This is a genomic window from Amycolatopsis sp. NPDC051372 (assembly GCF_040682095.1).
Lineage (GTDB): Bacteria > Actinomycetota > Actinomycetes > Mycobacteriales > Pseudonocardiaceae > Amycolatopsis.
In genome coordinates, this window is sequence record NZ_JBFBAF010000011.1 from 211,376 (window position 1) to 233,001 (window position 21,626).

At 71.9% G+C, this 21,626-nt stretch carries 18 protein-coding genes and 1 pseudogene; 3 read left to right on the plus strand and 16 right to left on the minus strand.

Annotated features, from left to right (window positions below):
- Positions 1–14: 14 nt before the first annotated feature.
- The 8 genes from AB0M56_RS19065 to AB0M56_RS19100 form a co-directional block, all read right to left on the minus strand.
- The gene (locus AB0M56_RS19065) at positions 15–1,562 is read right to left on the minus strand and encodes a hypothetical protein (RefSeq protein WP_364177595.1); all 1,548 of its coding nucleotides are present in this window, start codon (positions 1,560–1,562) and stop codon (positions 15–17) included.
- A 103-nt stretch (positions 1,563–1,665) separates the two neighbouring features.
- Complete coding sequence (locus AB0M56_RS19070) at positions 1,666–2,541, minus strand: peptidylprolyl isomerase (RefSeq protein ID WP_364177598.1); 876 nt, start codon at positions 2,539–2,541, stop codon at positions 1,666–1,668.
- A 58-nt stretch (positions 2,542–2,599) separates the two neighbouring features.
- Positions 2,600–4,018 (minus strand): M1 family metallopeptidase, encoded by a 1,419-nt coding sequence (locus tag AB0M56_RS19075; RefSeq protein ID WP_364177601.1) that lies wholly within the window; start codon positions 4,016–4,018, stop codon positions 2,600–2,602.
- Between the two features lie 82 nt (positions 4,019–4,100).
- The gene (locus tag AB0M56_RS19080) at positions 4,101–7,982 is read right to left on the minus strand and encodes a Pls/PosA family non-ribosomal peptide synthetase (protein ID WP_364177690.1); all 3,882 of its coding nucleotides are present in this window, start codon (positions 7,980–7,982) and stop codon (positions 4,101–4,103) included.
- Between the two features lie 366 nt (positions 7,983–8,348).
- Positions 8,349–9,833: a ribosome biogenesis GTPase Der gene (gene der, locus AB0M56_RS19085; protein ID WP_364177604.1), complete on the minus strand. Its 1,485-nt coding sequence runs from the start codon at positions 9,831–9,833 to the stop codon at positions 8,349–8,351.
- A 16-nt stretch (positions 9,834–9,849) separates the two neighbouring features.
- Positions 9,850–10,509: a lysophospholipid acyltransferase family protein gene (locus AB0M56_RS19090; protein WP_364177607.1), complete on the minus strand. Its 660-nt coding sequence runs from the start codon at positions 10,507–10,509 to the stop codon at positions 9,850–9,852.
- Positions 10,506–11,222: a (d)CMP kinase gene (gene cmk / locus AB0M56_RS19095; protein WP_364177693.1), complete on the minus strand. Its 717-nt coding sequence runs from the start codon at positions 11,220–11,222 to the stop codon at positions 10,506–10,508. The genes AB0M56_RS19090 and cmk overlap by 4 nt, the downstream gene beginning before the upstream one ends.
- 239 nt (positions 11,223–11,461) lie before the next feature.
- Entirely contained in the window at positions 11,462–11,704 is a 243-nt protein-coding gene (locus AB0M56_RS19100) for a helix-turn-helix domain-containing protein (protein ID WP_364177610.1), read from the minus strand.
- Between the two features lie 91 nt (positions 11,705–11,795).
- Between AB0M56_RS19100 and AB0M56_RS19105 the strand changes: the two genes are divergently transcribed.
- Positions 11,796–12,164 (plus strand): DUF4267 domain-containing protein, encoded by a 369-nt coding sequence (locus tag AB0M56_RS19105; protein WP_364177613.1) that lies wholly within the window; start codon positions 11,796–11,798, stop codon positions 12,162–12,164.
- A 44-nt stretch (positions 12,165–12,208) separates the two neighbouring features.
- Here AB0M56_RS19105 and AB0M56_RS19110 read toward each other — a convergent pair whose 3' ends face one another.
- Together AB0M56_RS19110 and AB0M56_RS19115 are read right to left on the minus strand one after the other, a co-directional pair.
- Positions 12,209–12,592, minus strand: coding sequence for an alpha/beta hydrolase (locus AB0M56_RS19110; protein WP_364177616.1), 384 nt, complete (start codon positions 12,590–12,592; stop codon positions 12,209–12,211).
- A gap of 145 nt (positions 12,593–12,737) precedes the next feature.
- Positions 12,738–13,103, minus strand: a pseudogene (locus AB0M56_RS19115) (alpha/beta fold hydrolase); the annotation flags it as partial.
- 180 nt (positions 13,104–13,283) lie between these two features.
- Here AB0M56_RS19115 and AB0M56_RS19120 point away from each other — a divergent pair.
- Together AB0M56_RS19120 and AB0M56_RS19125 are read left to right on the plus strand one after the other, a co-directional pair.
- Complete coding sequence (locus AB0M56_RS19120; RefSeq protein ID WP_364177619.1) at positions 13,284–13,766, plus strand: cation:proton antiporter regulatory subunit; 483 nt, start codon at positions 13,284–13,286, stop codon at positions 13,764–13,766.
- Positions 13,766–14,956, plus strand: a complete 1,191-nt coding sequence (locus tag AB0M56_RS19125) for a cation:proton antiporter (RefSeq protein WP_364177621.1) — start codon at positions 13,766–13,768, stop codon at positions 14,954–14,956. Before AB0M56_RS19120 ends, AB0M56_RS19125 begins: the two co-directional genes overlap by 1 nt.
- Positions 14,957–15,006: 50 nt before the next feature.
- Here AB0M56_RS19125 and AB0M56_RS19130 read toward each other — a convergent pair whose 3' ends face one another.
- The 6 genes from AB0M56_RS19130 to AB0M56_RS19155 all read right to left on the minus strand — a co-directional run bounded on the left by AB0M56_RS19130 (position 15,007) and on the right by AB0M56_RS19155 (position 21,521).
- Positions 15,007–16,911 (minus strand): Xaa-Pro dipeptidyl-peptidase, encoded by a 1,905-nt coding sequence (locus tag AB0M56_RS19130; RefSeq protein WP_364177624.1) that lies wholly within the window; start codon positions 16,909–16,911, stop codon positions 15,007–15,009.
- A gap of 124 nt (positions 16,912–17,035) precedes the next feature.
- Positions 17,036–17,788, minus strand: a complete 753-nt coding sequence (locus tag AB0M56_RS19135) for a pseudouridine synthase (RefSeq protein WP_326836677.1) — start codon at positions 17,786–17,788, stop codon at positions 17,036–17,038.
- Complete coding sequence (scpB, locus tag AB0M56_RS19140; RefSeq protein WP_364177696.1) at positions 17,778–18,593, minus strand: SMC-Scp complex subunit ScpB; 816 nt, start codon at positions 18,591–18,593, stop codon at positions 17,778–17,780. Before scpB ends, AB0M56_RS19135 begins: the two co-directional genes overlap by 11 nt.
- A 491-nt stretch (positions 18,594–19,084) precedes the next feature.
- Complete coding sequence (locus AB0M56_RS19145) at positions 19,085–20,119, minus strand: segregation/condensation protein A (RefSeq protein WP_364177627.1); 1,035 nt, start codon at positions 20,117–20,119, stop codon at positions 19,085–19,087.
- Positions 20,119–20,520 carry a cobyrinic acid a,c-diamide synthase gene (locus AB0M56_RS19150; RefSeq protein WP_364177630.1) on the minus strand — a complete coding sequence of 134 codons (402 nt, stop codon included), beginning with the start codon at positions 20,518–20,520 and terminating at the stop codon, positions 20,119–20,121. Before AB0M56_RS19150 ends, AB0M56_RS19145 begins: the two co-directional genes overlap by 1 nt.
- The gene (locus AB0M56_RS19155) at positions 20,517–21,521 is read right to left on the minus strand and encodes an AAA family ATPase (RefSeq protein WP_364177633.1); all 1,005 of its coding nucleotides are present in this window, start codon (positions 21,519–21,521) and stop codon (positions 20,517–20,519) included. The genes AB0M56_RS19150 and AB0M56_RS19155 overlap by 4 nt, the downstream gene beginning before the upstream one ends.
- Between the last annotated feature and the right edge of the window lie 105 nt (positions 21,522–21,626).

A 21,626-nucleotide genomic window follows, 5' to 3' on the forward strand; every position in this document is an offset into this window, starting at 1 on the left:
GCGGGCGGACCGCGTTACAGGGCCTCGAGATCCACGGCTTCGTGCGCGAGGTTGAACCCGTCGGGCGGCACGCCCCTCGGCAACGTGAGCCACGAACCCCGGGCGTGCGGGCGGCGAGTGGCGTCCTTGCCCAGCAGCAGAGCCACGTAACAGCCGTAGTCGATGGCGAAGCCGTCGTACAGTGTGCCGGGCCGGTGCGGATCGGCGAGCCCGCGGCGCAGGACGTGCATCAGCCGCGCGTCGTAGAGGTCGGCGATCACGGCGTGGCGCGGGCCGGGCGAGCGGTCGAGCAGGAAGGTGCGCGAGCGGCGCCGGCCGACGACCTCGTCGACGAGCAGGCGCAGCACTGTCGTGGCCGTCTCGTCGGCGCTGATGGCGCTGTGCTTGTCGCGCAGGTACCAGTCGCGGGCGGCGAGGCGGACCTCGCGCAGCCCGATGGGCTGGTCGTGCGCGTGCTGGGCCGCCAGGGCCGCGATGTTGATCGCGTCGCGCGGCACGCCTTCGGCCGCGCGCACCAGCTCGGCGAACGCGGTGCCGCGGAAGGTTTCCGCGACGAACGCCTCGGCGTCGGACGGCGGTGCCGGGAGTGTGGCGACCAGCCGGACGGCAGCGTGGTTGTGGAACAGCTGCGCGAAGAACTCGAGCGCACGGGTGCGGGCGTCGTCAAGGATCATGATGTCGTCGAGGCTCACGGCCGAAGCGGCGTCGGCGCCGACCTCGATGCCGAGGTGATCGCCGTCGGCGAGCCGTTCCCGAAACCGCGAGCGCCGTTCGATGGCCGCGATCTTCACGGTGACGCCGGCCGTCGGCAGGAACGTGCGGCGCAGCAGGTCGGCCAGCAACGGCTGCAGCTGCAAGGGAAGCGCGCTCCACTCGTCGAGCAGCAGCCACAGCCGCCGGCCCTCCAGCGCTCGCACCACCGCCCGCAACGCGCGCCCCAGTGGGCCGAACACCACGTGGTGGCGCTCGGTACCGGTGCGCCGCAGGCGGCTCTCGCGGCCGGCGGAACGCTTGTGCCCCAGCGAGATCCGCGCCGCGGGCGGCAGCCCGACCTCGACGCCGAGGACCGCGTCCTCCGACGCACTCGCCCGCGTCTCGCGCTCCACCTCCCCCACCACCTCGACCGCCGTGGCCGCCTCGGCGAGCGCGTCGAGTGCCGGCAACAGCGTGTCCGGGTTGCCCAGCTCGCGCTCCACGGCCACGGCCAGCAGTTCCTCGTGCACCGCCTCGATCGTGTCGACGAGCAGTTGCGTCCCCCGGACGGCCGCCGAAGTTCCGCCGTCCGAGTACAACCCGCCCGCACTGCCGAGCGTGCGCAGGTCGACGTAGACCGCGATGTCGCCGGTGCGGTCCACGAGATCACTGAGGTACAGCAAAGCGTGCGTCTTACCCGCGCCGCGGCGGCCGTAGAGCACCTGGTGGTCGGTCGAGTGCAGCATCGCCGAAAACGACCCGGCCGCCACGAACGTCCGCGTCAGCGTGGCCCGATCCGACGACTCCGCCCTTCGCGGGATGCCCATGAGCGCCTTGTTCAGATGCCGTTGCCGCCTGACGGAAGCCATCGGAAGAGCCTGCCGTCCCAGCCAGCGGGGCCACAGCCGCCGTCCGCGTGACGGCCGGGGTGACGGCCGGGTGCTCGACTCCGGACGGCCGGCCCCGGACTGCTCAGCCCTGGACCGACACCGCCGTGAAGGTGACGGGGATCCGCGGCCGTCCCGTACCGTCGCCGTACGCACCCGCCGACGACGTGTCCACGCCACCACGCGCGACCTTGTCCAGAACGGTGAGCCCGGCGTCGGAGACGGTGCCGAACACCGTGTACGTCGGCGGGATCGGCGTGTCGCCGAACATCAGGAAAAACTGGCTGCCGCCGGAGGCGGGCTGGCCCGTGTTGGCCAACGCGACCAGGCCGCGGCCGTAGGTCAGCTGCGGGAAGAACTCGTCCGGCACCGTGTACCCGGGCCCGCCCGTGCCGTCGCCGGCCGGGTCGCCGCACTGCAGCATCTGCAGATCGGTCGTGCCGAGCCGGTGGCAGCTGGTCCCCGTGTAGAAGCCCTCCTTCGCCAGTGTCACGAAACTCGCCACCGTGCACGGCGCGAGCGCGCGGTCCAACGTCAGCCCGATGTCCCCGGCCGTGGTGGCCAAGGTCGCGCCGACGGTGCCGCTCGCGGGCTCCGGCCCGTCGGCGGGCGGCGTCGCGGGCTTGGCGGCGGGTCCGTTCGGGTCGGCCGGGTAGCTGCAGCTCGACGGGTCGGCCAGCGGTTGCGGGCGATGCGGTTCCGCCGTGCGCGCGGCCGGGATGGAGACCGGCGGCCCGTCGCCCGCCGACGGCGCAGCGGCGTCCGAAGACGGCGGAGCCGCCACGGAAGCGCCCGGCACCACCTGTCCCACGCCCGACACCGTGCGCGTCCGGCGGAGGAACCCCGGGGCGACGAACGCGGTCACCCCGAAAGCGACCACGACCACCACCACCGCGCCGAACACCACCCAAGCGCCGGTACCACTTCGCCACGGCGGACCGGGCTGCTGCGGCCATGTCATGGACGCCCCCTTCGTCAGGCCGCCATTCTGCCCGCTCCGGCTCGCGCGAGGGAACGGGTTACAGCTCCGGCAGCGCGGGTGTCTCCAGCCAGGAGGTGAAGAACGGCCGCAGGGCGCGAGCCGCGTAGGCCTCGGCGGACGCGACGAACTCCTCGGTGCTCACCGTGGCGTGGCGGTGTTCCGAGGTCCACGCCTTGACGAGCGCGAAGAACGCCGGGTCACCGATCTCGCCGCGCAGGGCGTGCAGCGTGAGCGCGCCGCGTTTGTACACGCGCTCGTCGAACATCCGCCCCACACCCGGGTCGCTGATGCGCACGTCGGCCGGCCTGGCCTTCATCCGTGCGTGCCACATCCGCGCCAGCGACTCCGCCGACTGGCCGCCGGACTCCTCCGACCACAGCCACTCGGCGTATGTCGCGAAGCCCTCGTTGAGCCAAATGTGGCGCCAGTCGGCGACGGAGAGGCTGTTGCCGAACCACTGGTGCGCGAGCTCGTGCACGACCAGGCGCTCGTAGGTGCGCCGGCCGTCGACGTGGTTGGCGCCGAAGATGGACATCCCCTGCGCCTCGATCGGGTCGTCGAGCTCGTCATCGGTCACGACCACCACGTACTCGCCGAACGGGTACGGACCGAACAGGCGCTGCAGCACGTCCATCATCCGGCCCTGGCGGCCGAAGTCGCGCGCGAACGCCTTGCGCAGCCGCGGCGGCACCGCGGCCCGCTGCGGCACGGTCGACACCACGGACTCGACGCTGCTGGCGCGCCCGAACCCGAGGCGCAGCCGGAACGCCCGCGCCTCGGGGTGCGAGAACCAGCCCGCGCCGGCCCCGGCCACGAGCTCGACGTCGTCGTAGCGCCCGACCTGCACGCTCATCAGGTACGTCGCCGTCGGCTCCGGCCGCTCGAACACCCAGGTCGCGGTGCTCGCCGACTGGTAGCGCGACACGAGGTTCCCCGTCACCGCGACCAGGTACGACGACGAGGTCGTCACCGTGACGCGGTAGGTCGCCTTGTCTGCCGGGTGGTCGTTACACGGGAACCACGACGGAGCGCCGATCGGCTGGCTCGCGACGAGCGCGCCGTCGGTGAGTTCGTCCCACCCGATGTCGCCCCAGCGGCTCGGCACCGGCCGCGGGTTGCCGACGTAGCGGACCTCGACACGGAACTCCGTGCCGGCCGCCATCGACCGGACGGGCTTCACCTGGAGCTTCAGCCCGCGCCGGACGAACTTCGCCGGCCGGCCGTCGACGAACACCCGCGAGACGCGGAACTCGCCGAGGTCGAGCGACAGCCGCGACAGGGCCTGCGTCGCCACGCAGGTGAGCACCGCGGTAGCGCTGAGCCGGTTGGGCCCGACGCGGTAGTCGAGGTCCAAGTCGTAGTGGCGGACGTGGTAGCCACCGTTGCCGTGACCGGGGAGGTACGAATCTGCGGAGGTTTCCGCGCCGGGTGCCGGCGCGGCAGCCTTCGACGTCACGCGAGCAGAACCCCGCTTTCCGTGAGGTAATCGTCTTCCAGCAGGATCGCGCGGATCTTGGCGCGCCGCAACGGTCCCGGGCTCACCGACGCCAGGTCGAAATCGGGTTGCCGAGCCAGCGCGTGTCGGCCGGCACCGCGTCGCCACGCGTGACGAGCGAACCCGGGCCCACGGTGGTGCGCGCGCCGATGCTCGCGCCCGGCAGCACGATGCCGTGCGGGCCGAGCGTGGCGCCCTCGTCCAGCTCCACCCGGGACATGCTCATGATCCGGTCGTGGAACAGGTGCGTCTGCACCACGCAGCCGCGGTTGATCGTCGTGCCGTCGCCGAGGCGGACGAGGTCCGACTCCGGCAGCCAGTACGTCTCCAGCCACACGCCGCGGCCGATCTTCACGCCCATGGTGCGCAGCCAGGCGGTGAGCAGGGGCGTGCCGCCGACCGATCCGATCAGCCACGGCACCGCGAGCGTCTCGACGAAGGTGTCGGCCAGCTCGTTACGCCACACGAAGGAGCTCCACAACGGGTGCTCGATCGCGCGGAACTTCCCGACCAGCAGCCACTTCACCACGGTGGCGGTGAGCGCGGCGACGACACCGGCGGCCAGCAACACCGGTCCGGCCAGCAGCGCGGCGATGCCGAACCCCCAGAGCGACGCGATCGCCAGCAGTGAGAACGCGACGCCCACGGCGAGGGCGACCCCGCACATCACCGGCACGATCCGCAGCAGCTCCACGAACGCCCGCGCGGCCTTGAGGTGCAGCGCCGGGGTGTAGGTGCGGCTGGTGTCGGCGTCGCCGACCGCCCGGCGGACCGGGAGCGGCGGCATGCCGAGATAGGACGAGCCCTTCTTGGCCTTCAGCGGCGTCGAGGACAGCACGCCCACGAGGCCGCGCTTCGGCACCGAACGGCCCGGCGCCGTCATACCGGAGTTGCCGAGGAACGCCTGCTTGCCGATGCGTGCCGGGGCGACGTGCAGCCAGCCGTGACCCAGCTCGTAGGTCGCGACCATCGTGTCGTCGGCGAGGAACGCGCCGCTGTCGACCTTGGTCATCTTCGGCAACGCGAGCACGGTCGACGCCTCGACGTTGCGGCCGACCTTCGCGCCGAGCAGCCGCAGCCACACCGGCGTGAACAGGCTGGCGTACAAGGGGAACAGGCCTTCGCGGGCCATCCCCATGAGGCGCTCGGTGGCCCACACCTGCCACGCGACGCGGCCGTGAACCGGGTGGTAGCCCTCGACCATGCCGACGCCGAGCGCCCGGACGCCGGCCAGCACCAGCAGCGCGTAGGTGAGGAAGTAGGCGACGGTGGCGACCGGGGCGAAGATCAGGGCCTGCGTGAGGGCGGCCGGCAGCGTCGGCGCGCCCCAGATCGCGTAGCCGAGCACGGCCACGCCCGGCAGCGCCGCGATGCCCGGCAGGAACCCGAGCACGAACGAGGTGATGCCGTACACGGTCGCCCAGAAGCGCGACCGCGGCGGCCGGCTGCCCGGCCACTTCAGCGCGTCCTTGGCGTTGCCCGAGCGCACCGCGGGCGAACCCGCCCAGCGCTGCCCGGCCGGCACGGCACCGCGCACGGTCGAACCGGCGGCGATCTCCGCGCCCTTGCCGATGCGGGCGCCCGGGAACAGCGTGCTGCGCGAACCGACGCGGGCCTCCGCGCCGATCCGGATCTTGCCGATGTGCACGAGGTCGCCGTCGACCCAGTGGCCGGTCAGGTCCACCTCGGGCTCCACGGCGGCACCGCGGCCCAGCTTCAGGAAGCCGGTGACCGGCGGCGGCGAGTGCAGGTCCACGTCCCTGGCGACCCGGGCACCGAGCGCCTTGGCGTACGTCGTCATCCACGAAGCACCGGCGACGCTGTCCGCGCCACTGAACTCCGCGAGCTTCTCGGCCGTCCACAGGCGCAGGTGCACGCTCCCGCCACGCGGGTAGCTGCCGGGGCGCACGCCCGACAGCAGCACCCGCGCGCCGCCCGCGGCGATCGCGATGCGGCCGGCGGGGCTGAACAGCACCAGCCACGCGAGCACGAGCCACGCCCAGTTCAGCGTGGGCGCCCAGGAGAACCCGAGCAGTGACAGCACATTGGAGGCCACCGCGGCGAGCGACGCCCAGCGCAGGCCGACCAGACCCATGAGGGGGAGCATCAGCAGCGTCTGGACCACGCCCGCGCGGCGCGGCGTCGGCGCGATGTCGCGGCGTTCGGTCTCCTGGCCGCTGAGCTTGTCGAGCATCGTGGCCAGCGACCCGAGCCTCGGGTGCTGGTAGATGTCGTTGACCGACACCTCGGGGTGGCGGGTGCGGATGCGCGCGATGAGCTGCGCGGCGGTGAGGCTGCCGCCGCCGTGGGTGAAGAAGTCGGCCTTCGGGTCCGTCACGGACACGCCGAGGATCTCCGACCAGCCCTCGGCCAGCCACGCCTCGGTGGCGGACAGGCCGGCGGCCCCGACGTCCACAGTGGACAGCGGCCACGGCAGCGCGGCGCGGTCGACCTTGCCCGAGGTGCGCGTGGGCAGGTCGTCGATGACCGCGAGCAGCGGCACCAGCGCGGCCGGCAGCTGCTCGCGCAGCCGGGTGGCGGCGTCGTCCGAATCGAAGGTGGCGCCGGCGCTCGGCACGACGTACCCGACGAGGACCTGGTTGCCGGCCTTGGTGCGGCGGACCGCGGCGGCCGCGCCCTGCACGCCGGGCAACGACTGCAGCGCGGCGTCGACCTCGCCCAGCTCGATGCGGCGGCCGCCGAGCTTCACCTGCTCGTCGAGCCGGCCGAGGAACAGCAGGCCTTCGTGCTCGGCGCGGACCATGTCCCCGCTGCGGTAGGCGCGCTGCCAGCCCAGCGAGGGCAGCGGCGCGAACTTCTGGGCGTCCTTCTCGGCGTCGAGGTAGCGCGCGAGACCGACGCCGCCGATCACGAGCTCACCGGTCTCACCCATGGCGACCGGATCGCCCGCCTCGTTGACCACGGCCAGCTGCCAGCCCACGAGGGGCAGGCCGATGCGCACCGGGCCTTCGCCGGTCATCTGCGCGGCGCAGGCGACGACGGTGGCCTCGGTGGGGCCGTAGGTGTTCCAGACTTCGCGGCCTTCCACGGCCACGCGCTCGGCCAGCTCCGGCGGGCACGCTTCGCCGCCGAAGATGAGTAGGCGCACGTCCTCAAGCGCGTCGGCGGGCCACAGCGCGGCCAGCGTCGGCACGGTGGAGACGACGGTGATGCGCTGCGCGACCAGCCACGGGCCGAGGTCGACACCGGTGCGCACCAGCGCGCGCGGCGCGGGCACCAGGCAGGCGCCGTGGCGCCACGCGAGCCACATCTCCTCGCAGGAGGCGTCGAACGCGACGCTCAGGCCCGCGAGCACGCGGTCGCCGGGGCCGATGGGCTCCTCGGTGAGGAACAGCTCGGCCTCGGCGTCCACGAAGGCCGCGGCGGAGGCGTGCGTGACGGCGACGCCCTTGGGCTTGCCGGTGGACCCGGACGTGAAGATGATCCACGCGTCGTCGGCCGGGCCGGGGCGGCCGTCACCCTGTCCCAGAGTGGTGCCGGCGACGGTGATGATGCCGTCGGTGACGATCGCGGCCACGCCGGCTTCGCCGAACACGAGCTCCGCGCGCTCTTCGGGGTCGTCCGCGTCGACCGGCACGTAGGCGGCGCCGACGGACAGGGTGGCGAGGATCGCGACGTAGAGCTCGGCAGTGCCGGACGAGACGCGGACGCCGACGCGGTCTCCGAGGCCGACGCCGTGTGCCCGCAGGCGGCGGCCGTAGGTCTCGATCTCCTCGAGCAGCCGGCGGTAGGTCAGGGTGGTGGTGCCGTCGTCGATGGCAGCGGCGTTGGGGTGCTGCTCGGCCGTCTCCATGAGGATCTGGAGCAGCGTGCGCTCGCTGGCGCCGAGCCCGGACCAGAACAGGGCGCGGTCGGCGATCGGGGTGTCGGAGGGAGCGTGGGTCACCTCGGCGACACAGGCCAGTGCGGTGGTTGCCTCGTCGGCGGCGAGGGCGAGTTCGGTGGTGGGGGCGTGGTCGGCGGTGAGAGTCACCGGGCCACCCCGTCACGCCGCGTAGCCGCGGGTTTCGAAAAAAGGCCGTAAAGGGTCCTACCGTGGGCGCGCAAGCCCATCACTCACCTTCCGCGAGCGTCATTCGGGCTGGCTCTCCGAATGAGGCGCCCGGTGCAGCCATCCACCATACGCGGAGGTGAACGTCAGATAGCGCAAGGGTCACGGTCGAGTGTCGGGCGTCACCGGTTCCGCATTCGGTGACAGAGCGCGAAAACGCGCCGGGGAAACGATCTCCCCCGGCGCGTCCGAACCGCGTCCGATCAGCGTCCGACGAGGTCAGCGGCTCTTCGCGGCCTTGCCCCCGACCTTGGGCTTCGCCTTCTTTTCGCGCACGCGGACGTTCACCCGGACGGGACTGCCCTCGAAGCCGAACCGCTCGCGGAACTTGCGCTCGATGAACCGTCGGTAACCGGCCTCGAGGAAACCGGTGGTGAAAAGCACGAGCGTCGGCGGGCGGATGCCGGCCTGCGTGGCGAAGAGCACCTTCGGCTGCTTGCCACTGCGCACCGGCGGCGGCGTGGCGGCGATGAGGTCCGACAGCCACCCGTTGAGCTGGCCGGTGGGCACGCGCTGGTCCCACGACTTCAGCGCCGTCCGCAGCGCCGGCGCGAGCTTGCGCACGGACCGGCCGGTGAGCGCGGAGATGTTCACCTTCTCCGCCCACGGCACGCGGACCAGGCCGCGGTCGAGCTCGCGCACCATCGCGTGGCGGCGGTCCTCGTCCACGAGGTCCCACTTGTTGAAGGCGAGCACGAGCGAGCGGCCCGCCTCGACGACCATCGTGAGCACCCGCAGATCCTGCTCGGACAACGGCTCGCCGGCGTCGAGCATCACGATCGCGACCTCGGCCGCGTCGATCGCCGTCTTGGTGCGCAGGGAGGCGTAGTACTCGGCGCCGTTGGCGGAGTTCACCCGCTTGCGCAGACCCGCCGTGTCCACGAACCGCCAGGTCTCGCCGTCGAGGTCGACCAGTGAGTCGACCGGGTCGACGGTCGTGCCGGCGACCGAGTCGACCACCGAGCGCTGCTCGCCCGAGAGCTTGTTGAGCAGGCTCGACTTGCCCACGTTCGGCTTGCCGACGAGCGCGACGCGGCGCGGGCCGGTGCTCACGGTGCCGGCTTCGCGCGGCGCGGTGGGCAGGGCCTCGATGATCGCGTCGAGCAGGTCGCCCGAGCTGCGCCCGTGCAGGGCACTGACCGGGTGCGGTTCGCCGAGGCCGAGGCGCCACAGCGACGCGGTGTCGGCGAGCAGCCGGTCGTCGTCCACCTTGTTGGCGGCCAGCAGTACCGGCTTCTTCGAGCGCCGCAGCACGCGGGCCACGGCCTCGTCGGTGGCCGTGGCGCCCACGGACGCGTCGAGCACGAGCAGCACGGCGTCGGCCGTCTGCATCGCGATCTCCGCCTGCGCCGCCACGGAAGCCTGCAGGCCGGTCGCGTCGGGCTCCCAGCCGCCGGTGTCGACGAGCGTGAACCGCCGACCGCCCCAGTAGGCGTCGTAGGCGACACGGTCGCGCGTCACACCCGGCACGTCCTGCACCACGGCCTCGCGCCGGCCGAGGATGCGGTTGACCAGAGTGGACTTGCCCACGTTGGGCCTGCCCACCACGGCCAGCACCGGCTGCGCGAGGTTCGCCTGCTCGGCGGCGCCGTCGGCCTCGATCTGCGCGTCGAGCGCGGCGAACTCGGTCTCGTCGGACCAGGTGCCGTCGATCTCTCCGGCACCTTCGAACCCGGCGTCAGCGACGCCGTCAAACCCTGTCATCGTGTTCCCACTTCACCTACGGCGAGCCGATTCGGTTCTCGGCGCGCCAATCGTCCAAAGTCTTCACGAGCCCCGCGAGCTGCAGGCGCAGCTCCTCGGTGCCCTCTTCCAGGCCGGTCCGGCCCGGGCCCACCTTCGGCGTGAACGGCTCCCCCACGAGGATGTCCACGCGCGGGCGCCAGCGCCGCTTCCCGTTCGCGGGCTTCAACGTGCCCCGCGTCGCGACCGGCAGCACGGTCGCCCCGGCGGCGCGGACCAGCCAGGCCGCGCCTTTTTCGGCCACGCCGACGTCGCCGGCGCCCCGGGTGCCCTCGGGGAAGATGCCGACGACCCCGCCGGCCTTCAGCACGCCGACCGCCGTCATCAGCGGTGTGCGGTCGATCTCACCCCGCTTGACCGGGATCTGGCCGATCGCCCGCAGGAACCACCCCGACGCGCCCTTGAACATCTCGGCCTTGACCAGGAACGCCGAACGCCGCGGCAGCATTCCGAAAATCAGCTGCGGCTCGATCATGGAGCTGTGGTTGGCGATCACCACGACCGGGCCGGCGTCGGGCATCCGGTCGCGCCCGTGCACCCGGATCCGGAAGACCGATCGCAGATGGTACCGCCCGAAGACACGACCGGCGTCGTGCAGGAGGCCGATCGCACCCTCGGGGAGAGCGCCACCGGTCATGCCCGCGCCTCGACCTCGGCTTCGGCGGGACAGTCGTCGAGCAGGCCGCGACGGCAGGCCAGCTCGGCGAGCGCCACGATCACCTGGTCGATGGACAGCTCCGAGGTGTCGACCGGCACGGCGTCCCCGGCCGCGCGCAGCGGCGACGTCGCCCGCGTGGAGTCGAGGCGGTCCCGGCGTTCGACGGACTCGCGCGCCGCCTCGACGCTCGTGTCGCGCCCGGCGGCGCTGTCCTGCCCGCTGCGGCGCGCGGCGCGGACGTCGGCCGACGCGGTGAGGTAGACCTTGAGCGGCGACTCGGGCGCCACGACCGTGCCGATGTCGCGGCCTTCCACGACGATGCCGCCGGTGTCGGCGAGCACGTCGGCGATGATCCGGCGCTGCCGCGACACGAGCAGCTCGCGCACCTGCGGCACCGCGGAGACGGCCGACACGGCCTGCGTGACCTCGGGCCCGCGGATGTCGGCGGCCACGTCCTCGTCGCCGAGGCGGACCTCGGGGCGCTCGGGGCTGGTGCCGATGCTGAAGTGCACGTCGTGGGCGAGGTGACCGACGGCGTCGGTGTCGGCCGGGTCGGTGCCCGCGCGCAGCACGGCGAGCGTCACGAGCCGGTACATCGCGCCCGTGTCGAGGTAGCCCGCGCCGAGCCGGTCGGCGAGCTTGCGCGCGACCGTGGTCTTGCCGGTTCCCGACGGGCCGTCCAGCGCGACCACACCACGTAGGGCTCCCGTCACCGAAACTCTCCTCGCGTTCGTCCTGCTCTGCGTGATCGGCGTTCATTCTGCCCGCCGCCCGGCACGGCCGGTGAGGCGGCTCTGCCGGGCTGTTCGTCCGGGTCCGGCAAGGGGTCCGGCAAGGGTCCGGCAACGGTTCCGGCGGCGCGCCCGGCGGGCCGCTCAGCCGCCGAAGCGCGACACCAGCACGGCCAGCCGCTTTTCGCGGTGACCCGGGCTCAGCCGGTGCCCGCGGTCGAGGATGACCAGGCCGTGCAGGGCGCCAGCGCGGCGGCCGCCATGATCGCGTCCTTGCCGGCGAAGTGGCTGTGCAGCACGGGCTGGCTGTACTCGATCAGCGCGGCGAGCCGGCGCGTGGTGACCGCGTCCCAGCCCTGCGCCTCGGCGAGCTCGCGGGCGGCGGCGACGATCCGCCGTTTCCGGTCCGCTCGGCCGCGCTCCTTGCGCAGTCGCCGGTTCATGAGCAGTGACTCTAGCACCGCTAGACAAACTATCTCAGCTAAGTTAGCGTTGACGGGGTTCCTAGCATCGCTAGATTCACTGGAGGACCCTGTGCTCGTCACCGCCTACGTCATCGCCGGAATCGTCGCGATCGGCATCATCTACGTGGGACTGAGCTACCTGCTGGCGCCGGAGAAGACCGCCGCCGGCTTCGGCCTCGCCACGATCCCGACCGGCACGACGGCGTTCTTCCACATCAAGGGCGTGCGCGACATCGCGTCCGGGCTGGTGGTGGGCGCGGCGATGCTCGCGGCCGGTCCGCACGTCCTCGGCTGGATCCTGCTCGCCGAGGCGTTCATCCCCGTGGGCGACATGCTGATCATCCTGCGCCACAAGGGAAGCCGGGCGATCGCGTTCTCCGTCCACGGCGCGACGGCGGCCGTCATGGTCGTGGCCACGCTCCTGCTCGAGCTCTCCTGACCGGCGGCACCGTGGGGCTGCGCCCCGGCACGTGGCGCGGCCGGTCAGCCGGTGCGGTTCAGCCAGCCGCTGATGCGGTCGTTGAGCTCCTTCGGCCGCTCGACGAGCATGAAGTGCCCGACCCCCTCGATCAGCTCCGACTCGGAGCCCGGCCCGCCGAACTCGGTCACCCGCTCGACCTGGGCCGCGGTCATGCCGTGGCAGCCGTCGTTGGTGCCGTGCAGGTAGAGCAACGGCTGGGGCACACTGCCACCCCACGCGGCGGCCTGCTCGGCCATCCACTCGGGCGTGCCGAAGCGCGTCGGGTCGAACTGGCCCCAGTAGTAACCCAGCGCGGCGTTCAGGTGGTCGGGATCGGCGAGCGCGGCCCGCAGGTAGCCCAAGTCCTCGTCGGCCGGGTAGCCGGGAGACCAGTCGCCAGATGTCACGGATGAAGGCGAAGTCGTCCTGGCGGATCCGGTCCTCGATCGCCCGCTGCATCTGGAAGTACCAGAAGTAGAAGCTGCGCTTGATCTGCGCGTAGGTGCCCAGGTTCTCGCCGAAGATCTCGAACGGCGGGATGTTGAGGATCACCGCGCGCCCCCACAGCTCGGGAGCCCGCCCGAGCGCGCCCCACGCCCCGACCGCGCCCCAGTCGTGCGCCACCAGCAGCGCGTCCGGACCACCGCCGAGCGCCCGGGTCAGCGCGATCTGGTCGGCGACCATCACGCTCGAGTGCACGAAGTGGCGCAGCGGTGGCAGTTCCGTCGGCGCGAACCCGCGCACGAACGGCGCGACCGCGTGGAACCCGGCCGCGGCGAGCGCGGGCAGCAGGTGCCGGTAGGTGAAGGGCGTGTCCGGGAACCCGTGCATGCACAACGCGAGCGGACCCTCACCGGCCTCGAGGTACTCGAACGTGATCCCGTTGGCGGCGACGCGGTCCCGTGCGAACTCGGCCATCGTGGCCTCCTCCCGGCACGGGGAACCCTAGGCGAGCACGACCGTGGTGCTCCAGACCTCGTGCGGGGCGGGAATTTCACCGGGCCGCCACGGTCGGCGACGCGCGCGGTGGTCGTGACCACCCGGCTGCCGGAGCTCGTCTGAGCCTCGCGAATCGGACAATGGGTTACCGTGGCCGGTGTGAACGTGGAAGTGACTCCCCTGCCCGGAATCGGTGTCCGGAAGGACTTCGCCACGCGTGCGGGACGGCGCATCGGTGTCGTCACCCAGCGGGACGGCAAGATCGAGCTGATCGTGTCCAAGGCGGATGACGTCGACGCCTGCCTCGCCTCGCTGCCGCTCACCGCGGACGAGGCCGGCGCGCTGGCCAACCTGCTCGGCGCGCCGCAGCTCGTCGCGCAGCTGACCGAAGAGCACCGGGAGCTGCCCGGCATCCACACGCGCCAGCTGCCGATCACCGAGGACGGGCCGTTCGACGGCCGCACGCTCGGCGACACGGCGATGCGCACCCGCACCAGCGTGTCGGTGGTCGCGGTGGCGCGCGCCGGTCAGGTGCACCCGTCGCCGACGCCTGACTTCACCTTCACAGCGGGCGACCTGCTCGTCGCGGTCGGGACGTCCGAAGGTCTGGACGCCGCCGCCAAGATCCTCAAGCAAGGCTGATGGACCACACCGCGCTGTCCCTGATCGAACTCGGCGGGGTCTTCTTCGTGCTCGGCGTGCTGGGCAGGCTCGCCGGCCGCATCGGCCTCTCCCCCATCCCGCTCTACCTCCTCGGCGGCCTGTGCTTCGGCTCCGGCGGCCTGATCCCGCTCACCGACATCGGCGACTTCACTCACCTGGCCAGCGAGATCGGCGTGGTGCTGCTGCTCCTGCTGCTGGGGCTGGAGTACTCGGCGGCGGAGCTGTTCACGGGCCTGCGCCGCTCGTGGACGGCGGGCCTGCTCGACATCGTGCTCAACGCGCTGCCCGGCGCGGCCGTGGCGCTGCTGCTGGGCTGGGGCCCGATCGGCGCGATCGTGATGGCGGGCGTCACCTACATCTCGTCGTCCGGCATCGTCGCGAAGGTGCTCGGCGACCTCGGCCGCCTCGGTAACCGCGAGACGCCGGTGGTGCTGTCGATCCTGGTGTTCGAGGACCTCGTGATGGCGCTGTACCTGCCGATCCTCACGGCGATCCTCGGCGGCGTCAGCTTCCTCGGCGGCCGCGAAGCGGTCGGCATCTCGCTCCTGGTGATCACCGTGGTGCTGGTGATCGCGCTGAAGTTCGGCCGCTACGTCTCCGCCATCGTGGACAGCGACGACCGCGAGGTGTTCCTGCTCAAGATCCTCGGCGCCGCGCTGCTCGTAGCGGGCCTCGCGTCGGCGATGCAGGTCTCGGCCGCCGTCGGCGCGTTCCTGCTCGGCATCGCCGTGTCCGGCTCGACGGCCCACAACGCCACGCGCCTGCTCGAACCCCTGCGCGACCTGTTCGCGGCGGTGTTCTTCGTGGTGTTCGGCCTGAACACCGACCCGGCGTCGATCCCGCCGGTGCTCGGCTGGGCCGTGGTGCTGGCCGTGGCGACCACGCTGACCAAGGTCGGCACGGGCTGGTGGGCCGCGCGAAGACAGGGCATCGGCAAACTGGGCCGCGCCCGCGCCGGGGCGGCCCTGGTGGCCCGCGGCGAGTTCTCCATCGTGATCGCCGGCCTCGCCGTCACCGCCGGCGCGGTCGACGGCGAGCTCGCCGCCCTGGCGACCGCCTACGTGCTGCTCATGGCGATCCTCGGCCCCACGGCAGCCCGGATCGTGGAGCCGGTCGCCCGGGCGCTGCAACGGAAACCGCGCGAGGCCCGCACGGAAGCCACCGCCTGACGCGTGAGGGATGGCGCCGGCGGGAACCGGCGCCATCCCTCACGAACGCGTCAGCGGAGGTCGAGCTGCGGCCGGTTCGCCACCGACGACAGCGCGGTGCGCGGCAGCGCCGCACCCGGGCCGGCCGGCGCCGTACCCACCAACGGGATCCGCACCGACGTCTTCGCGAGGTCGATCGTCAGCTTCGGTCCCTTCGCCGGGCCCATGATGAAGTCGGCGTCGGTGCCGCCGATGACGAGCGCCAGCGTGTGGCCCGCCGGGACGACGTGGTCGGTGGTCGCCAGGCGGAAGGTCATCGTGTAAGGCTCGCCGGGCGTGAGCGGCGACTCCTTGCTCAGCGACCGGTAGTTCGCCAGATCCGCCCAGCCGCGGCTGATCACCGTGAAGCCGACGTTCGTGGTGTCGGCGCTGGTCACCTTGTAGCAAGCGTCGTCGCCGGGGGCGGTGGAGCCCCAGCACGTCTCGGTGGTGCCGGTCTTGATGCCCTCGCCGCCCGCGGAGTAGTTGCGGATGGTGGCGGGGCCGTAGTCCACCAGCATCGCCGAGAGCCGGGCCGACGACGTGCTCGGCGTGGCCGTGACGGTGATCGACGACGTGCCCGAAACCTGCAGCGGCGCGGAAAGTGAGCCGGTGCTGTAGACGACGCGGTTGGGCGAGGTCGCCGACGGGTTGGCCGCCCAGCCGTTCTCGCTGCCGTCGAGGTTGTCGGTGAACGACGCCGTGCCCGAGGTCGCCGCCTTGCTCAGCATGCCGACGCCCGCAGTGGCTCCGGCGTGCGGGCGCAGCGTGGTGGCCTTCACGCCCGCCGCCGGGTACGAGGACTGGTCAACCCACTGGTCCGGCTGCCGCTCGACGGTGGCCATCGGCTGCTTCTCGATGCCGTTGTCGATGCCCATCAGGTAGTGGTCGAACCACTGGTGCAGCGTGTCCACCCACTCGGTGCGGCGGTAGTCGAACGGGTCGACGTGGCCGGTCTGCGCGAGCCAGATCTTGCGCTGCACGCCGGCTTTCGCGAGCGCGTCCCACCACTGGCCGAAGTTGATCGTCTTCACGTTCAGGTCGTTCACACCATGGGAGACGAACACGCTCGCGTGCACGTTCTTCGCCTGCGCCGCATAGTCGCGATCGGCCCAGAACGGGCCGAAGTCGCCGTTGGCGGTGGCGCCCTTGGCGAGCTTCGTGTTCTGCGCCGAGCAGTCCTGGCCGCCGTTGCGCGTCTCGACGGTCTCCGCGAGCCCGTCCGGGTCGAAGCCGAACGACGCGCCGTCGGAGCGGTAGTAGTCGTACCAGGAGCTGATCGCGGAGATCGGGACGATCGTCTTCAGCCCGGCGACACCCGTGGCGGCCACGCCGTTGGCGATCGTGCCGTCGTAGGACTTGCCGATCATCCCGACGCCGCCGTCGCTCCAGCTCGCCGCGACCTTGCTGCCGCCGGACTTCGCGCTGTAGCCGGTGGCGCGCCCGTTGAGCCAGTCGACGACCTTTTTCGCCGACTGCACGTCGGAAGCACCACCGACGTCGACGCAGCCGGTCGACCGGTTGGTGCCGGCCAGGTCCACGAGCACGACCGCGTAGCCGCGCGGCACGAAGTAATTGTCGTAGTACAGCGGGAAGCCGACCGGACGGCCCTGCTGGTCGTAGGTCTTGAACTCGCTCTCGTTACCGCGCCCGAGCGAGGAGTAGTACGGGCTCGCGTCCATGATCACAGGGATCTTGCGCCCCTGCGCCGCGGGCTCGGCCGGCCGCACGATGTCGGCGGCCACGCGGTCGGGTTTGCCGTCGCCGTCCCCGTCGCGCCCGACGTCGACCCACACCGTTTCGCGGATCGCACCGGCGAAGTCGTACACGGGTTCGGAGCCGACGGCGGGTCGTTGCGCCGCCGACGCCGCCTGCACCGGAACCACGAGCCCCGCGGCCACGACCACCGCCGCGCACAGCCCTCTGAACACCCGCATCCTGCGTCCCCTCCAGCCGTCTCGCCGATCTCGATCAAGCTAGGAGGACGCGGACGCGGTGCACCAGGGCGGAAAGTGGGGACCGGAGAGGGAAACCCCCGAACGGCTCAGAGCTTCGTGAGCGTCACAGCTCCACGTTGCGGTACAGCGAGCCGACCTCACCGCGGTTGAGGCGCCGGATCGTGCCGGGACGCTGGGCGCCCAGCTGCACGTCGCCGACCGCGGTGCGCACGAGCTTGCGCACGGGGTGCCCGGTCGAGGCCATCAGGCGGCGCACGATGTGCTTTTTGCCCTCGTGGATCACGAGCTCGATCATGCTCCGGCCGGAGTGCATGTCCTTCACGCGGAACTGGTCGACCTTCACGATGCCGTCGGGCAGCTCCCAGCCGGCGCGCAGCTCCTTGCCGAGCCCGCGCGGCACGAGACCCTCGACCTCGGCGAAGTAGGTCTTGAGCACGTTGTACGACGGGTGCATCAGCCGGTGGCCGAGGTCGCCGTCGTTGGTGAGCAGCAGCAGGCCCTCGGTGTTCTCGTCGAGCCGGCCCACGTGCACGACGCCTGGGGTCTCCTCCCAGCGGCCGCGCAGGTAGTCGCCGACGCACGGGCGGCCGCGGTCGTCCGACATCGTCGAGTGCACGCCCTTGGGCTTGTTGAAGGCGAGGTAGACGAGGTCGTCGCGCAGGTTCACGCGCGTGCCGTCGACATGGATCACGGCCTCGACCGGGTCGACGCGGCGGCCCAGCTCGGTGACGATCTGGCCGTCCACCTCCACCCGGCCCTCCACGATCAGGTCCTCGGCCGCGCGCCGCGAGGCGATCCCGGCCTGGGAGAGGACCTTCTGCAGCCGGACGCCGTCAGGGTGCTGGTCAGATGTCATCGATGGTGTCCACTTCGGGTAGCAGCGGAGCGATCGGGGGCAGGTCGTTCAGCGACGACAGCCCCAGTCGCTCCAGGAACAGCTCGGTCGTCACGTACAGCGTGCCCGTCGTCTCGGGGTCGGTGCCCATCTCTTCGATGAGGCCGCGGGCCAGCAGGGTGCGGATCACGCCGTCGACGTTGACCCCGCGCACCGCGGCGACCCTGGCCCTGGTCACCGGCTGCCGGTACGCGATCACGGCGAGGCTCTCCAGCGCGGCCCGGGTCAGCTTCGACCGCTGGCCGTCGAGCAGGAGCTTCTCCACGAACGGGGCGTACGTGTCCCTAGTGTAGAACCGCCACCCTTCGCCGACGCGCCGCAGGTCGATCCCGCTGCCCCGCTCGGTGAGCCGCTGCGCCATCGTCCGCAGCGCGACGGTGACCCGCGCCACCGGCTGCGCCACGGTCTCGGCCAGCATCTGCTCGCCCGCCGGCGAGTCGACGACGAGCAGCAGCGCCTCGAGAGCGGCCTCCAGCGCCTCGTCGGACGTCACGTCGGGCAGGTCGCTGACCGGCTCGACACCTTCGTCCGCGTCCGGCCCGGCTTCGGCTTCCGCCTCGGCGGGCTCGCCTTCGCCCGGTTCGGCGTCGGGGCTCGCGGAGTCGGTTTCCGGCTCGGGGGGCTCGGCCTCCGCGTGCGACTCGCTCGCCTGCGCGGCTTCCGGCTCGGTGCCGGCCGGAACCTCGGTCGCCTCCGCGGACTCAGGTTCCGGCTCGGCTTCCGCCTGAACCGCGGCCGCCTCGGACTCCGGCTCCGGCTCTGGCACGCCGCCCTCGTCCGCGTCCGCGGTTGCGTCGGCTTCCTCCGGCGTGTTGTGGCCGTCGGCGGCCTCCACCGGCTCACCCTCGCGCGATTCGGCTTCGGGGCTCTCGGCGTCGGACTCGGTTCCAGGCTCGATGCTCGGCTCGGCGGACTCGGGCTCCGGGTGTGCCTCGCCCGCCTCCGCGGCTTCGGCCTCGGTGCCCGCCCGAACCTCGCTCGCCTCGACGGCCTCAGATTCCAGCTCGGGTTCCGCCGGGGCCTCGGTCGCCCCGGGCTCAGTCGCGTCCGCGTCCGCCTCGGCCTCTTCGGGCGCGCTGTCGCCTTCGGCCCGTTCGCCGGTCGTGCCGGGTGAAGTCTCGACAACGTCCTCCTGCGGAGAACCTTCCGGCGCGACACCGGGTTCGGGCGGCTCGGGCACCGACGCGTTCGGCGGCACGACCTCGTCGAGGTCGATCGCTTCCACGGCCGGCGTCGCGGCGCGGTCGTCTTCGGTGCTCACCCGTACTCCTCTTCGTCGGCCGCCGCGCGGTCGTGGGCCGCGGCGGCCGAGGCCTCCGCGACGCTGCCGCCGGTCCAGCGCACGTGGAGCTCGGCGAGCGCCTCGAGCTGCTCGAACTGCACCGTCGACTCGCGGTACAGCTCCAGCAGCGCGAGGAACCGCGCGACGATCTCCACGGTGTGCTCGCAGTCCTCCACGAGCTCCTTGAACGTGGCCTGTCCCGCCTCCGCGAGCTTCAGCCGCAGCAGCGCCGCGTGCTCGCGCACGGACACGCGGCCCATGTGCAGGTGCGCGAGCGACACCGTCGGCGGCGGCTTCGGTTTGAAGACCGCAACGGCGATGTCCGCGAACTTCTGCGGGGTCACGCCGAGCATCACCTCAGGCAGCAGCCCGACATAACGCTCCTCCAGCGCCACCGAGCGCGGGTAGCGCCGCAGGGCGCCTTGCTCCAGCTCGCCGAACAGCGCCGCCACCTGCTTGTACGCGCGGTACTGCAGCACGCGCGCGAAGAGCAGGTCGCGGGCCTCCAGGAGCGCGAGGTCGTCCTCGTTCTCCACTTCCGCCGAGGGCAGCAGCCGCGCGGCCTTGAGGTCCAGCAGGGTCGCGGCGATGACCAGGAACTCCGTGGTCTCGTCGAGGTTCCAGTCGGACCCGAGCGCGCGCGTGTAGGCGATGAAGTCGTCGGTGACCGTGTGCAGCGCGACCTCGGTGACGTCGAGCTGGTGCTGCGAGATCAGCTGCAGCAGCAGGTCGAACGGCCCCTCGAAGTTCTTCAGGCGCACCTTGAACTTCGAGGTGCTGAGCTCCTCGGCGTAGCCTTCCGGGATCGTCCCGCCGTGCACGGTCTCGTGCTCGACGGGCTTCTCCTCCTGGCCCGGCGTTTCCTCCGGGGTCGCAGATCCGCCCTGGCCCACCGTCTCGTCCTGGCTCGGAGTCTCGTCCGGGCTGGGGGTTTCCTGCTGGATCGGCGTCTCGGTACCCGGGGCCGCGGCGTCCGGCTCCGGCTGCTCGGCCGATGCCGGTTCGTCCATCAGCCCTCGGTTCCGCCTTCTTCTTCCATCGCCTGCAATCGCTGGACCAGCACCGAATCTTCGCCGCGCTGGTCGAAGTCCGCGATCAGCACGGCCACGGCCTCGCGCACCAGGCGGCCGCGGTCGACCACGAGGTTGTGCTTGGCCCGCAGGTTCAGCCGGGTCTGCTCCATCGCGAGCAGCTCGTCGCCCGAGACGTACACGGTGATCTTCGCGTCGTGCTTCGTGCGGCCGGAGCCGCTACGCGCCGCGGCGCGGCTGAGCTGGTCGGAGTCCGCGCTCTTTCTGGGGAGCGGTTCGGCCGGTGCGGGCGCCGCCGGGCGGTCGAGTGCCGGGCTGACAGGGCTGGAGGTGAGGCGGAAGAGTTCCGACGCTCCGGGCAGGGAAGCGCGCCTGCTCACCGAGCGATCACCTCGCGAGCCAGCGCGCGATAGGCGGCCGCGCCGGCCGATTTGGGGGCCCAGGTCGTGATCGGCTCGCCCGCGACTGTCGTCTCGGGGAACCGCACAGTGCGGTTGATCACCGTGTCGAACACGATGTCGCCGAATGCCTCCACCACGCGAGCCATGACCTCCTTCGAGTGCAGGGTTCTCGGGTCGTACATCGTGGCGAGAATCCCCGTGATGTCCAGTTTGGGGTTGAGGCGTTCCTGCACCTTCTCGATCGTGTCGATCAGGAGCGCGACGCCTCGCAGACTGAAGAACTCGCACTCCAAGGGGATGATCACACCGTCCGCAGCGGTCAATGCGTTCACCGTCAACAGGCCGAGCGAGGGCTGGCAGTCGACAAGAACATAGTCGTAGTCGTTCATGACCGGTCGAAGGACCCGTAACAACGTGTGTTCGCGCCCTACCTCTGCGACGAGCTGGACCTCCGCCGCGGACAGGTCGATGTTGCTCGGCAGCAGGTCAACGCCGTCGACGCGGGTTTTGCGGAGCACGTCCTCGATGCCGACGGAGCGCTCCATGATGACGTTGTAGACCGTCTGGTCCAGCTCGTGCGGCTGGATGCCGAGACCCACCGACAGGGCGCCCTGCGGGTCGAAGTCCACGAGCAGCACGCGGCGCCCGCACTCGGCGAGCGCCGCACCCAGGTTGATGGTCGACGTGGTCTTGCCGACGCCGCCCTTCTGGTTGCACATCGCGAGCACCTTGGCCGGACCGTGGTGGTCGAGCGGCGCGGGTTCGGGGATCTCGCGCAGCGGCCGGCCCGTGGGACCGATACCGCTCTCTTCGCGCTCCTTCGCACGCAACCGGGCTCTCTCGGCGCGGCTCAGGCGCGGGCCTTCGGACGGCTCGTCCCCGTCGTGGTTGGCGGGGGTGGCGATTCGCGCTTGGGAGAGGCTCGCCGCGGCCGAACCGGCGGACGCGGCCGGGCGCTCCGGCTGGTTCGGTGTCGACATGGCGGGAAAGCTCCTTGTTTCGGCGTCCCGGGCAGCCTATGCGCGGAGTCGGAGCCCCGGCAAAGCGCCGCGCCGGGCCGGGCGCGCGAAGTCACCACTGGTGGC